This is a genomic window from Pseudomonas sp. RC10, from assembly GCF_038397775.1.
Lineage (GTDB): Bacteria > Pseudomonadota > Gammaproteobacteria > Pseudomonadales > Pseudomonadaceae > Aquipseudomonas > Aquipseudomonas bambusae.
On sequence record NZ_CP151650.1, the window covers coordinates 1,452,373 to 1,465,211 of the forward strand.

General features: G+C 57.8%; 9 protein-coding genes. 5 read left to right on the plus strand and 4 right to left on the minus strand.

The annotated features are described in order from the left end of the window. Positions 1-8: 8 nt before the first annotated feature. The 3 genes from AAEO81_RS06550 to AAEO81_RS06560 form a co-directional block, all read right to left on the minus strand. Entirely contained in the window at positions 9-2,570 is a 2,562-nt protein-coding gene (locus tag AAEO81_RS06550) for a hypothetical protein (protein ID WP_341962381.1), read from the minus strand. Positions 2,571-2,700: 130 nt separating this feature from the next. Continuing rightward, positions 2,701-3,612, minus strand: a complete 912-nt coding sequence (locus tag AAEO81_RS06555) for a hypothetical protein (protein ID WP_341962383.1) — start codon at positions 3,610-3,612, stop codon at positions 2,701-2,703. Between the two features lie 145 nt (positions 3,613-3,757). After that, the gene (locus AAEO81_RS06560; RefSeq protein WP_341962385.1) at positions 3,758-4,696 is read right to left on the minus strand and encodes a hypothetical protein; all 939 of its coding nucleotides are present in this window, start codon (positions 4,694-4,696) and stop codon (positions 3,758-3,760) included. A 342-nt stretch (positions 4,697-5,038) separates the two neighbouring features. Between AAEO81_RS06560 and AAEO81_RS06565 the strand changes: the two genes are divergently transcribed. From AAEO81_RS06565 to AAEO81_RS06575, 3 genes are all read left to right on the plus strand, one after another. Further along, on the plus strand, positions 5,039-6,160 hold the full coding sequence (locus AAEO81_RS06565; protein WP_166596540.1) for a GGDEF domain-containing protein: 1,122 nt from the start codon (positions 5,039-5,041) through the stop codon (positions 6,158-6,160). Further along, positions 6,153-7,082 carry an iron-sulfur-binding ferredoxin reductase gene (locus AAEO81_RS06570; protein ID WP_341962387.1) on the plus strand — a complete coding sequence of 310 codons (930 nt, stop codon included), beginning with the start codon at positions 6,153-6,155 and terminating at the stop codon, positions 7,080-7,082. Before AAEO81_RS06565 ends, AAEO81_RS06570 begins: the two co-directional genes overlap by 8 nt. A 149-nt stretch (positions 7,083-7,231) precedes the next feature. Next, positions 7,232-10,027 carry an RHS repeat-associated core domain-containing protein gene (locus AAEO81_RS06575; RefSeq protein ID WP_341962389.1) on the plus strand — a complete coding sequence of 932 codons (2,796 nt, stop codon included), beginning with the start codon at positions 7,232-7,234 and terminating at the stop codon, positions 10,025-10,027. A gap of 97 nt (positions 10,028-10,124) precedes the next feature. Here the strand turns inward: AAEO81_RS06575 and pyk are convergent, their stop codons facing one another. Continuing rightward, a complete protein-coding gene (pyk, locus tag AAEO81_RS06580; RefSeq protein WP_341962390.1) occupies positions 10,125-11,576 on the minus strand; it encodes a pyruvate kinase in 1,452 nt (483 codons plus the stop codon). Between the two features lie 188 nt (positions 11,577-11,764). Between pyk and AAEO81_RS06585 the strand changes: the two genes are divergently transcribed. Both AAEO81_RS06585 and AAEO81_RS06590 read left to right on the plus strand, forming a co-directional pair. Further along, positions 11,765-12,139 carry a tetratricopeptide repeat protein gene (locus AAEO81_RS06585; RefSeq protein WP_166596543.1) on the plus strand — a complete coding sequence of 125 codons (375 nt, stop codon included), beginning with the start codon at positions 11,765-11,767 and terminating at the stop codon, positions 12,137-12,139. A gap of 329 nt (positions 12,140-12,468) precedes the next feature. Continuing rightward, positions 12,469-12,828 carry a PilZ domain-containing protein gene (locus AAEO81_RS06590; RefSeq protein WP_166596544.1) on the plus strand — a complete coding sequence of 120 codons (360 nt, stop codon included), beginning with the start codon at positions 12,469-12,471 and terminating at the stop codon, positions 12,826-12,828. Positions 12,829-12,839 lie beyond the last annotated feature (11 nt).

The window sequence follows — 12,839 nt, forward strand, 5'->3', positions numbered from 1 at the left end:
GATTCCGCTCACGCCTCCGACGCGGTCACGGCAACGGACTCTGGATGGTTATCATCGCTGTGCTGCGCGTAGGTCCAGTTGACGACCGTACCGTCCGGCAGTGTTTGCTCAAGGGGGCGACCGTAGAAGTCGAGGCGTTGGAGGGTGAGACGGTCGTCTTCACCTTCGATCTGAAGGCAAGTCTCGAACACTCTGTCCAGTCCGTCCCGAGCCCACCGGGTGGTGCGGATCAGTGTATCGTCCGTGTCATACAGCTGTTCCTGAATCACGCTGCCCGCGGCGTTGAACACGCTGACCTTGCTTGGCCCCTTTGTGTCGCCATTTGCCTGCCACTGTTTGACGGTCAGTTTCGCCGGATTATGTTCGGTGTGCGTTTGCACACCATCGGGTGTCGTGACGCAGCGTATCTGGCCCCAGTCGTCGTACTCGGTCGTCGTGGTGAGAGGCAGCGCGGTCACGGAGGCGGGATCGTTTTCATCGCGTAGCCAGTCGGTGTGGGTTTCGCTGGTCACTCGGCCCTCGACGTCAAACACCGTGCGTACGATCTCCCGAAATTCGCCCGGCGCATGGTCGAGGTCTTCCAGTTCGACCCGAACGGTGCGGCCTTCGCCATCGAGCCATTGGCGGCGGCGTTGGCCGGTGGCATGGGTGTGTTCGATCATGACCGGTTTTTCGGCACCGGTTCGTGCGGCCAATGCGACCTTGTCACCGACGTGATAAGTGGTGGTACGCGTGGCTTTATAGCGGCTGTCGTCGGCGGTAACCGCCAGTGTGACGCGCCCCAGTTCGTCGTACTCATAACGGCTCAGCACGCCCGCCAGGGAGCGGTCCCGGGTCATTTGGCCAGTCGTCAGGGAGCGCGCGCTGTCCTGGCTCTGGCGCACGGTTTCTGTACCTTCGAAGCCTGTGATGCTGACATGTGTGCTCAGTTCGTCGCCGGTCAGTTCGTAGCGGTAGTGGGTTGTGGTGGCTTTGTCGTTGAGTGTCGTCACGGTGCGTTTCAGTCGCGCGTAACCATCGCCTTCCGAGACGTAGGTCTGCACGGTGGTTTCCATCAGCCGGGCAAGGGTCTCGTCACGGGTGTGCTCGCTTTCCACCAGCACGAGAGCCGGTTCGCCTTCGATCAGCGAATTCAGCGAGGTGTACGTGTAGGCCGTGGAGACTTCGCTCGCGCCGCCATGACCTCCATCTTCGAGTGGTGCGGGTTTTACGGTTTTCTTCTTGAGGTACCGGACCATGCCCAATGCATTGGCTGGGCAACCCTCAGCGCCTTCGGCCGGATAATACTCGCTGTGCTCTTCGACGCCTGAGGGTGAGCGAGTCAACACCAGATTGCCGGATTCGTCGTAGCGGTATTCAGTCGTTTCGCTGCGTTGCGCGCCGCGTTCATCGGTAAACGTGACGGTCTGTGCGTGGGGGAGCTGGCACCAGGCAGGTTGGTCTTCCCAGCTTTTATCCGGTTCGATGCCGAAGGTGGTTTGCGTGTGGACTTCGCACTGCCCTCGCTTGACGACTTCCGAGGTCAGCAGGTGGAAACGGTTCCAGGTGCGGGTGATGGTCGAGAGGGTTCTGCCTTCTGGATCGGTCTGGGTTTCCACCACCTCGTAATCGTAATCCTGTTCGACCTCGTAGAGGTTGTCGCGGCCTTGTTGCCAGTCGAATGCCTGATCGCTGCCATAACCCAGATAGTTATGCGCGCTGGACCACTCATAACTGCGGGTCAGCTCGGTATCGGGGTTCCCGGCTGAGTGTTTCCACTCGGCGACACGAGGCAGAACGGCAAAAGGCGCGCCCTCTGGAAGCTGATGACCGAACTCTCCCGTGGCCCAGGTCACGGCGTCCGAGGCGCCCAACGGGCTGGTGAGTGCTGTAGGGAGCAGCAGGTGGTTCTGCTCGTCCAGGGCGTGATGCTCGTATTCGATGCCAAACGGCACCTCGATGCCTGGCAGATACACATCGCTCAGCGTGTCGTTGGCCAGTTGCAGACGCAGGCTCCGGGCTTCGGACTCCGGCACGATGAAGCGCACCTCACCCTCGTCACTTTCGACCTGCAGCAAGGTGCGGGACTCGTCACGGATGCGGTCGAGGATGAAGTCTTCGTTGGCGAACGCCGACCACTCCACGAACAGGCTGCGACCTTCGGGGCTGCGGATTTCGCTGACCAGAAAGCGCGAGCTGTCCTGTTGCTGTGTCAGGAATTCGGTTTGACCGGTTTTATGATCGATCCGAAAAACGCTCTCGCTTTCACAGGTCACGACCATGGACTTGATCTTGGCATCGAGCAGCACCAGCTCGCTGCCGGTAGAGAGGTCGGATCTTTCCATGTCAATGGCGAAACGCTCGCCTGATGAAAGGCTCAACGTGGGCGCATCCTGATGGAGGTTGATTTCGCTCAGGTCCAGAGACCAGCCAAATCCATAGCCCCGATTGCGGGTGGAACCCAGCACACCGAAGGACAGGGTGGGCGACAAGGCAGGGCCGGCGAGATGATTGGCGGGGATCAACGGCAGTTTAAACGCCAATGTGAATTGACCGGTGCGAGCATCGACACCGGTTTTGATAAAGTCCATGAAATTCGTGGCTTGGGTGTGCAGTGTGTCTAGAGACATATTCTGGTCACTCTGAAGTCGGCTTGAAAGTTGGGGGCGTGCGTGCTCCGCAACAGGAGAAGCACGCACGCGTTCCTGAACTTAAAAATGATCAGATCACAATGAAGTCAATGAGATTTCCATTGCTTGCCTGGGTCATTTCGATGGTGTGTTCATTGCCATACTGATCAAGAAGGCCCCACCGGGACGTCGCGTTTTGCGCGCCACTTAGTGTCGCGGGGCCAAAGGTCATGATTCGGATAAAGACCATGCTGCCGGGGCGCCGGTGTACGGAGAGGTCAGTCGTGGGGGCCTTGAATTTTCTGCGGTCGCTGACCTCGAAAGCCAAGTGGGTATAACTTCTGGGTTCACCGTCAGCGAACCAGCCGTTATCTTGTATCGTTTCCTGATAGTAAGGGTTGCCTGATCCAGGGCCATAAGGTATTGACGCGACCAGTCGCAGATTGCGGCCTTTGAGATACAGCTGATAGACGTCATAGTCCCAGCTGGTGGCATTGACGGTGTGTTCGTAATTGTTTTCATCCTCAAATGCAAAATCATCGCGGTTCAGCCGCAGAGGTGTCAGGGTCTCCAGGGTGACGGACGAGTTGAACTTGCTGGTATGGCTGACGTATTGCGTTTCGTCATCCTTACTGATCGAGGCATAGACTACGTCCAGAGAACCCCCGGATCGGGTCGATGAAACGTAGAATCTGCGACGTCGTGAGTTGGCTTCAAGCAATGCACTTGGGGCCAGCCCGGTGTCTGCATAATATTCAAAGCGTTTGTCACGCTCGGTAGACATCTGCAGTTCGCCGCTCAGTTCCTGATACTGGCCATCGTCATCGAGTGTGACCAGGCGAATGCTGTCCAGTTGCTCTTCAGAGATGATCACGCCAGCTTTGGGGGTGAGGCTCACGGACACTTCAAGTTGATGGCGTCCATTGCCAAAGACCTTGTTCGAGTTCGAGCTGACTTTGACGTCGAATCGGGTAATCCAATGGGTATCGTTTGCAGGGTTCATTTTTAACCTTCCTTGGTTATTGAAGACGACTGCTGAGCAGTCAGTGTGAGCGGTGAGAAATGACACAGGCGCTCATGGAATTCTTGCGCCCAGCGTGTGTCATGCTTGTGAGAGATGAAACGCGCTGAATGCGATGAAGCTGGGCTTAATTCGTGACTGTAAAGTCAAGCAGGTTGCCGCCGCCTGTTTGAGTCATATCGATTTGATAGTGATTGCCGTATTGATCGAGCAAGCCCCAACGGCTGCCGCTATTCCTAAAGGAGATCGGGCGGTCTTCACCGATCAACTTAAGCCGTACAAAATTCATGGTGCCTGCAGTTTTGTTGACGGTAATGCTGGCGCCTTTGTAGGTCAGGTTGATTTCAGGCCCGACTGCTATAGCAACGTGGTAGTAGGTTTTGTAGCGGCGCCGGTGCGCATGAATGGGCCCGGAGAAAGAGGGGGGCGGTGTGACATCGATACTTTTACCGTAATAAGCCTGGCCACTGGCGACGCCGTAGGCAATGGAGTCGACGATTTTGTACTGCCGATCCTTGAATCTCAGGTGGTAAATGTCCAAGTCGACGGCAACGTTACCTTGGGTCACATTGAGCGTGTCGTCGCCCCAGAACGTGAAATCCTCGCGTGTCAGCCGTGGACGCGCGACCGTTTCAATGAGCACTTCGGAGTTGAACCGGCTGGTGCCCGTGACGTAGTGAGTCTCGTCGTCCTTGCTGATGCGCGCATAAAGGGTGTCATGTGTGCCAGCGGGGCGAGTCGATGACACGTAGATTTTTCTGCGAAACGTGCCCGACTCAAGCTCCAGCTTCCTGAAAGATCTACTGCCTGGGAAGTATTCGAATCGCTCGTCACGTTCATTGGAAGCGCTCAACTCGCCTTCGAGTTCCTTGTAGTGACCGTCATCGTCCAAAATGACCAGCCGGATACTGTTCAGTTGCTCCTCAGTGACTTCCTGCCCCGCTTTGGGCGTGACGCTGACCGAGATCTGCAGTTGCTGAAAGCCATTGTTGAACACTTTGTTCGAGCTGTTGGTAATACGAACTTTGAAACCAGTGAGCCAGTTTGTGTCGTTTGCTGGAGTCATGCTGTCAACCATCCATGGTTGGTGAGGTGACTACAGAATAGGCAGGGAGGCGCCTGCTCAGTGATATACATATTTATATCGGGGTGCAGGCTTCATTACCGGATATTTCATATGCGCCCTGCGCAGGCTGCGACCCTTTTTTGTGCTCCGGCGCACGCCGCACATTGCTCTGACGGCTAAATGCCATCAACATCCACACCGGACACATTGGCGAACGTCCCCGTTTCCTCTACATTGGAAGCCTTGCCAGACGATTGAGATGCCTGCCGTTTTCCACGGCAGGCACGACCGGCCAGCGGTGCGCCGCAGATTGACCTTGCCGGACAGGACGACCTTCACCCCATGATGAACCAACCTCATATAGACGGATCTATCCAGCGCCTGCGGTTCAAGCGGTTTGCATTGGCCGCAGGCACGTATGTGTTGCTGATCGCGCTGGTCTGGGTGGCGTATTGCGCGGGTTACTACGAGGCCAATTTCTTCAGCCTTTGGCTTGCCACGGTCCTGGTGCTGCTGTCACAGGGCGTCATGAGCCTGGTATTTTTCGGCGAGTACAACAAACGCTTCAAAGACCCCAGCCTGACCGAGTTCCAAGTGCTGATGGGGTTGGGCTGGCAAACCTTTCTGTTGGCGCATCTCGGCCCGGCCCGGGGCACGTTTCTGGTGCTTTACGTACTGGTGCTGCTATTCGGCCTGTTTCATCTCCCGCCGAAGGTCTTCACTCGTTGCGCCGTCCTTGCCTTGACGGGCTTCATCGGGCTCAACCTGTGGGACGCCTTTCAGGATGACCTGGCCGATCCAGGCCTGGCGGCCTTGCAAGCCTGTGCGTTGTTCATCGTGCTGGCGTGGCTGTGCCTGTATGCGCGTTTCGTGCAGAGTTCGCGGCAACGCATGCATCAACACCGCATCACCTTGCAGGCCCACCAAGAGACCTTGCGCGGGATGATGTTTCAGCTGGAAGAGCTGGCATCCACCGATGAACTGACCAATTTGTTCAATCGGCGTCACTTTCTGCGTCTGGCCACACGAGAGCTGGAAACGATGGACGGTTCGTACACGGAAGGGTTGGCCTTGATCGACATGGATCATTTCAAGCGGGTCAACGATGTGTTGGGCCATGCCGCAGGCGACCGGGTGTTGCAGGTGTTCGCGGCTACCGCGACGGAATGCCTGCGCGCAGATGACATTCTGGCCCGCTACGGTGGCGAAGAGTTCGTGTTGTTGATCCCCCGCTGCACTCGGACCCAGTTGGTCGAATGCTGTGAGCGCGTACGTTTGGCGTTCGAACAGGTGGTCATTCCCGAGTTGCCAGGACTGGAACTGAGCCTCTCGGTCGGCATGACCCTCGTCGAGCGCGATGATGATATGGACAGCGCCTTGCAGCGTGCCGATCAGGCGCTCTATCGCGCCAAGCATCAGGGTCGAAACCGTTGCCATGGCGCATGGGAATCTGTTGATGCCTGATCTGCGTGCGGGAGATCGACAGTGGTCGGTCGCCTCGGGGAGCAATTTGCTCGACTCGCTGAATCAGGCAGGGCTGTCCGTTCCTTACAGCTGTCGGGCGGGCAGTTGCCACGCCTGTATCGTGCGCTGTGTCCGGGGTGAGCCACACGATGCGCTGCCTGAGGCGCTTGACGCCCGCAAGCGCGAGCAGGGCTGGCGCCTGGCGTGTCAGTGTCGGGTCGTGGACGATCTGGACGTTGAAATCTTCGACCCGAAACGCGACGGTTCACCGGCTCGGGTCAGCGGGGTGGACTGGTTAAGCCCCTCGGTCTTGCGCCTTCGCCTTGAACCCGAGCGGCCCTTGCGCTATCGCGCCGGGCAGCATCTGGTGCTGTGGACCGCGAGCGGCATTGCGCGCCCTTATTCGCTGGCGAGCGTGCCGGGAGACGCCGCTGCGCTGGAGTTTCATATCGATTGCAGCAAACCCGGCGCTTTCGCTGACGTTGCTCGCACCCTGATGCCGGGCGACGTCATCCGACTGGGCGAACTGCGGGGTGGGGCCTTGCACTACGACCCTGACTGGCAAGCACGGCCGCTCTGGCTATTTGCTGCCGGGACCGGGTTGGGGCCTTTGTGGGGGATTTTGCGCGAAGCGTTGAACGCCGGGCATCAAGGGCCGATTCGGGTCATGCACGTGGCGCGTGAGCATTACCTGGCCAAACCCCTTCAAGCACTGACGGCTATGCACGCGCAATTGCAGCTGGAGTGGGTCGAGGTCGAGCAGTTTCAGGCGGCGTTGTCCGGGTTGCGCGTCACCTCGCGTCAGACCATCGCCCTGGTGTGCGGATCGCCCGCGAGCGTGGAGGGCTTTTCGAAACGCCTGTTCATCGCCGGGGTGCCAAGGGGGCAGGTATTCGCGGATATGTTTTTGGAGAAAGTGTGATCGATTGAGTGCCATGCAAGGGGTGCAGCGACCTACTGTCATTTCTGACAGTAGAAAGCTTCCGGCCGACGGTGTATCAGACAGATCGAGGGCTGTTTTTCAGGCCTATACCGGACGGATGCGTCAGCACCATGACCAAGGAGGTCTGTATGCCGAACTCTTCTGTACACACGCATACTCCGCGTTTAACGGTTCAAGACCCACGTGGGGCCGTTGTCAGGACGATCGAATGGTGTCGAGCGGCGTCCGACGACGGGGGTGAAATACGTCCTGCTCGCCAGCGCTTCGATGCCGCAGGGCGTCATGTTGCCAGTCAGGACTCACGACTGGGACAGGCCTCGGGCATCATCGAGAATCGGGTCGATCACCTTAGCTTGTCCGGGGCCGGATTGGCCTCGCGCAGTGTCGACTCCGGCTCGCAGATCAATCTCCCCGGTTCAGCCGGTGAACCCTGCATTCGCTGGGACGGGCGGGGGAATGTGCGTCATACCCTCTTTGATGAGCTGCTCAGGCCTGTGGTTGTCAGTGAGCAATCACCTGAAGGGATTAGGCGAGTGGTTGAGCGCATGACCTACGGCGGTGCTGATGAACATGGGCAGAACGGTTGTGGGTGTCTGACCCGCCATGACGACATGGCAGGCAGTTTGTCGGTGTCGGACTATGGCCTCACCGGAAAAACCATCGTCGAGCAATGGCGATTTCTGGCGGAGCTGGACGACCCCGACTGGCCGCAGGAGATCACATCCAGAGATGCGTTGCTTGAACCTCAAGCTGCGATCACCCGTCGGCTCGACAACGCATTGGCCGAGCAACTGCAATTGACAGATGCGCGACTGAACACTCAACGCTTTGCGCATGGGGTCGATGGCCATGTCCGCGAAGCCTGGTTGCAGGTGCCAGGTGCTGAACCTCGATTTGTCGTGAGCCAGGTGGGTATCAACGCATTGGGTCAGATAGAGCGTGAAACCGCAGGAAACGGGATCGTGACGTCTACGGCTTACTGCCCTCGCGATGGTCGCTTATTGCGGCTTGAGTCTGCACTGCCTGGCAAGCCTGCAATTCAGCATCTGAGCTATCAGTACGATCCGCTCGGCAATGTGACGGCCATTGAGGATCTTGCGCAATCGACGGCGTTCTTCCGTAATCAGCAGATCGATCACACAAACACCTATGTGTATGACTCGTTGTCTCAACTGATTGAGGCCACGGGCTTTGAGTCGGTTCGATCCGAAAGCTGGCAGGGGATGACAGCGTCCTACAGGGTGCAGCCAGACCCAGGGCAACTGGCCAACTACCGCGAACAGTACGCTTACGACGCAGCGGGCAATCTGCAGACGTTGACTCACGTCGGTGGCCATTCATTTACGCGGCGCACTGTCACCTCGTTATCGAGCAACCGCAGCTTGCAGGTTCAGGACGACTGGGTGCCGGGGGAGCCGGACATCGCTGAAGGCTTCGATAGCAACGGCAATCAACTTGAACTGCTGCGCGGGCAGCGTCTGGAATGGGGGGCGCGCAACCAGCTACGGCAGGTGACGCCTGTGACAAGGGAGTCTGCTGCTGACGATTGCGAGCTTTACCACTACAACAGCGCAGGGCAGCGAGTACGCAAAGTCCAGCTGTCACAAGGTGCACGTCATCTGCGCACGCGAGAAGTGCGTTATCTGCCGGAACTGGAACTGCACGTTGATTCGGTGGGCGACAAGGCGTGGCATCGCGTACACCTTCAAGTTGGCAGAACCACCCTGTGTTGGGAACAGTGGGAGCGGGGCACACCCGATGGCGTTCACGAGACCGCTGCTCGTTACTCCCTGAGCGACCATTTGAACTCGGCAACGCTGGAGCTTGATGACGCCGGCGTGTTGATCAGCCAGGAAAGTTACTACCCCTATGGCGTGACGGCTTGGTGGGTTCAGGCCAATGCAAAGGGCTACAGCTTCAAGTCCCTTCGCTTTGCAGGCAAGGAGAGAGACGCTACCGGCCTCTACTATTACGGCATGCGCTACTACGCACCGTGGCTGGCGCGATGGATCAACCCCGACCCCGGTGGCGATGTCGACGGACTGAACCGTTATCGGTTCGTCAGGAATAACCCGGTCACGATGACCGATCCGGATGGGCGGGTGCCGAGGGTGGCGTTGCTCTACGGGTTTCACGGCGTACGCCAGGCGCTCTCTCCAACAGTGCGAAACGTTCTACCCGGCATGAGCGAGCTCAATCTGATCATGATCGACAGCCTGAATAACGCCATTGGTATTACCGGCGGGGATTTCTGGGACGATTTTCCGCGCACGATGGATCGGCTAAGAACCGGAGCTGCGGTAGAACGCAAGACTGTCAGAGCCTTCCTGGCGGAGGAACGCGATACTTTCACGGGTACAAGTGCCCAGGCTGAGGGCCTTCTTAATAGCTGGAGCCGTTTTCTGGCAGATCATCAACACGAGGTAGATGTCGCAAAGAAACTCAAAAGTTATGAAACTCCGGATAAGCAACCAAAGATCATGGGGTTTTGGAGGAAAAATCTTGCTGGTGAAAAGGGTTGGGAGGACAGCGACACGCCCACTTATTTTGGGCTGCTGACGGAGTCTCCTGAGGAGGTCGACCGGACTCGATCGCAGTCGCCAGCCGCTAGAAAAACGGCACTGGCCAGACTTACCTGGATCTTTCGGAACACCTCAAAGTTGGGGCTTGAGTGGGTTGCGAGTGATTATGAGGGCAAACCCGAAGAAGTTTTTTTTCTGGAGCTTCTTGAAAAGTCTGATGTTCCTCAGACCCAGTGGGAGGACATGACCGAGCAGCATTACACGCGTCAGTCATATAAAAGCGCAGAGCCCAATACGACGGCCTATGAACCCATAACATTTTCTGAGAGGCGTCACGTAGACCGTAAACCTAAAGTTTTGTCCAATACTCGGCTACTCAAGCGACACGACTTAAGGTTGTGAACGGGCACCGGAGAGCCGTGCAATCACGCCAACCCTCGTGCCAAAGAAAAGCCCCACGTGCATCACACAGGTAGGGCTTTTTCATGGCAGCGGCGTCTTACACGATCGGGTCACCAACGTGCAGGATCTTCATGCCATTGGTGCCACCGATGGTGTGGTAGCTGTCACCCTTGGTCAGGATGACCCAGTCGCCTTGCTCGACCAGACCGCGCTTGACCAGTTCATCCACAGCCGATTGGCTGACCTGACCCGCTGGCAAAGAAGCCGGGTCGAACGGAATGGTATAAACGCCACGGAACATGGCGGCGCGAGCCTGGGTGCCACGGTGCGGGGAGAACGCGTAGATCGGCACCGACGAGCGGATGCGCGACATGATCAGCGGGGTGTAGCCGCTTTCGGTCAACGCGATGATCGCTTTCACGCCCGGGAAGTGGTTGGCGGTGTACATGGCCGCCAGCGCGATGCTCTCGTCGCAACGGGTGAACGAGTGACCGATGCGGTGGCTGGAGGTCTTGCCGGTCGGATGACGTTCGGCACCGACGCAGATGCGCGCCATGGCCTCGACGGCTTCGACAGGGTAGGAACCGGCAGCACTTTCGGCAGACAGCATCACGGCGTCGGTGTAGTCGAGCACGGCGTTGGCCACGTCGGACACTTCGGCGCGGGTCGGCATCGGGCTGGAAATCATCGATTCCATCATCTGCGTGGCCACGATCACCGCTTTGTTGTGGCGACGTGCGTGCAGGATGATTTTCTTCTGGATGCCCACCAGTTCGGCGTCGCCGATTTCAACGCCGAGGTCGCCACGGGCCACCATGACGGCGTCACTGGCGCGGATCAAGGCGTCGAGGGTTTCGTCATCGGCCACGGCTTCGGCGCGTTCGATCTTCGCCACCAGCCAGGCGGTACCGCCCGACTCGTCACGTAGCTTGCGGGCGTATTCCATGTCAGCGGCGTCGCGCGGGAAGGAAACGGCCAGGTAGTCCAGGTCCATTTCAGCGGCGAGCTTGATGTCTTGCTTGTCTTTTTCGGTCAGCGCCGGTGCGGTCAGGCCACCACCGCGACGGTTGATGCCTTTATGGTCCGACAGCGGGCCACCGATGGTCACGGTGCAGTGCAGGGCGTCGGCGGTTTGCGTGTCGACACGCATGACCACGCGTCCGTCGTCGAGCAGCAGTTCGTCACCTACGCCGCAGTCCTTGACCAGATCGGGGTAGTCGATACCCACGACTTCCTGGTTGCCGTCCGTCAGAGGATGGCTGGTGGAGAAGGTGAATTTGTCACCAACTTTCAGCTCGATCTTCTTGTTGGCGAATTTGGCGATACGAATTTTCGGGCCTTGCAAATCCCCAAGCAACGCAACGAAGCGGCCGTTCTTGGCGGCGATGTCACGAATCAGCTTCGCGCGAGCCTTGTGCTCGTCGGGCGTGCCGTGGGAGAAGTTGAGGCGGGCAACGTCCAGGCCCGCAAGAATCAGCTTCTCGATGACTTCTGGCGAATTACTGGCTGGGCCTAGTGTGGCTACGATTTTGGTGCGGCGAACGGACATGCACAAACTCCTTAAATGAAGCGCAGCGGAAGGCTACTACTGTATTGCGCTGTAGTCATTGTTCCTTTGCACTACGTGTTGTCTCTTCAATGTGCGATTGGCCCAGTCTCTACAGGCCGTCGGCGAGCAAATCGCACTTGAAGAAATTCTGTGAGGCGCCGATACAATGCTGAGCACAGGAGACTCTCATGCGAATCGTGATGATATTAGTGGCGCTGGCGGCCTTGAGCGGTTGTACGCGCTGGGCGATGAACAGCCATTTGAACAATGCCAACCGTGCGTACGCCCAGGGCGATTGTGACGCGGTGATGTACAACCTGTCGAAAGTAGACCGCGAAAGCCGCGCCCGTCGCTACGTGCAGCCGGAAGTGTCCATGCTGCGCGGACAGTGCCTTGAACGCCAGAAAATGTACGTCGATGCCATTCAAACGTACCAGTTCATCCTGACCCAGTATCCCTATAGTGAATACGCGTTTCGGGCCAAAGCGCGGATTGATACGTTGCACCAGTTGGGTCATGACAACATGGCGCCTGCCGCCATACCGAGACCTGCTTCACTGTAATTACACCCGCTTGGATAGACGGTCTTCTTTTTGGGTGGCCTTTGCCAAAGCTTCAGCTAGTCTGGAATCGGTAGGGACCTAAAGATTTCATCACAGGAGTGGCGAAGGGCACTCTGATATTCGAACGCGTTGATCACCTGAACCCGGTGGTTAGCACGAAATCGAATAATCGGATCAGTGACTTCGGTTATGGCTGGTGAGTCAGATGACGTCCCTGTTGTAATGAACAGGTGGGTTCGAGCGTTTCGTCGTCTGTGCCGTTCACGTGCGACCGGACCCCTTTGCTTTAGCAAGGCCATGCTCAATGGTCATTCGAGGACCTTTGTCCAATGCTCAACGAAAGACGAATCGAGCGTCACCAGCTCCCGTATTACCTTCAGGTATTCAATCGGTATACCGATAAGCCGCTGGGTTGCCTGGGAAACGTTTCAGAACAAGGCCTGATGTTGATCAGCGATCTTCCTATTCTGGTGGGCGCGGACTTCCAGTTGCGCCTGAAAGTGCCGGACGGGAAGAACGGGCTGTACAACATCGACATCAACGCCAGTTGCTTGTGGTGTCAGGAAGATGAAACGCCGGGTGTCTACGACTCGGGCTTCAAGCTTCAGGCTGCGCCTCCCGAGTATTACGACCTGATTCAGGCGTTGCAGCGTTATTTCAGCTTTTACCCGCTGGAGGCGTCCGCCTGACCAAGGCGCGC

Excerpts from the sequence above, each read along its gene's own strand:
- AAEO81_RS06550 (WP_341962381.1), bottom strand. The coding sequence starts at position 2,570 with ATGGACTTTATCAAAACCGGTGTCGATGCTCGCACCGGTCAATTCACA.
- AAEO81_RS06555 (WP_341962383.1), bottom strand. The coding sequence starts at position 3,612 with ATGAACCCTGCAAACGATACCCATTGGATTACCCGATTCGACGTCAAA.
- AAEO81_RS06560 (WP_341962385.1), bottom strand. The coding sequence starts at position 4,696 with ATGACTCCAGCAAACGACACAAACTGGCTCACTGGTTTCAAAGTTCGT.
- AAEO81_RS06565 (WP_166596540.1), top strand. The coding sequence starts at position 5,039 with ATGATGAACCAACCTCATATAGACGGATCTATCCAGCGCCTGCGGTTC.
- AAEO81_RS06570 (WP_341962387.1), top strand. The coding sequence starts at position 6,153 with ATGCCTGATCTGCGTGCGGGAGATCGACAGTGGTCGGTCGCCTCGGGG.
- AAEO81_RS06575 (WP_341962389.1), top strand. The coding sequence starts at position 7,232 with ATGCCGAACTCTTCTGTACACACGCATACTCCGCGTTTAACGGTTCAA.
- pyk (WP_341962390.1), bottom strand. The coding sequence starts at position 11,576 with ATGTCCGTTCGCCGCACCAAAATCGTAGCCACACTAGGCCCAGCCAGT.
- AAEO81_RS06585 (WP_166596543.1), top strand. The coding sequence starts at position 11,765 with ATGCGAATCGTGATGATATTAGTGGCGCTGGCGGCCTTGAGCGGTTGT.
- AAEO81_RS06590 (WP_166596544.1), top strand. The coding sequence starts at position 12,469 with ATGCTCAACGAAAGACGAATCGAGCGTCACCAGCTCCCGTATTACCTT.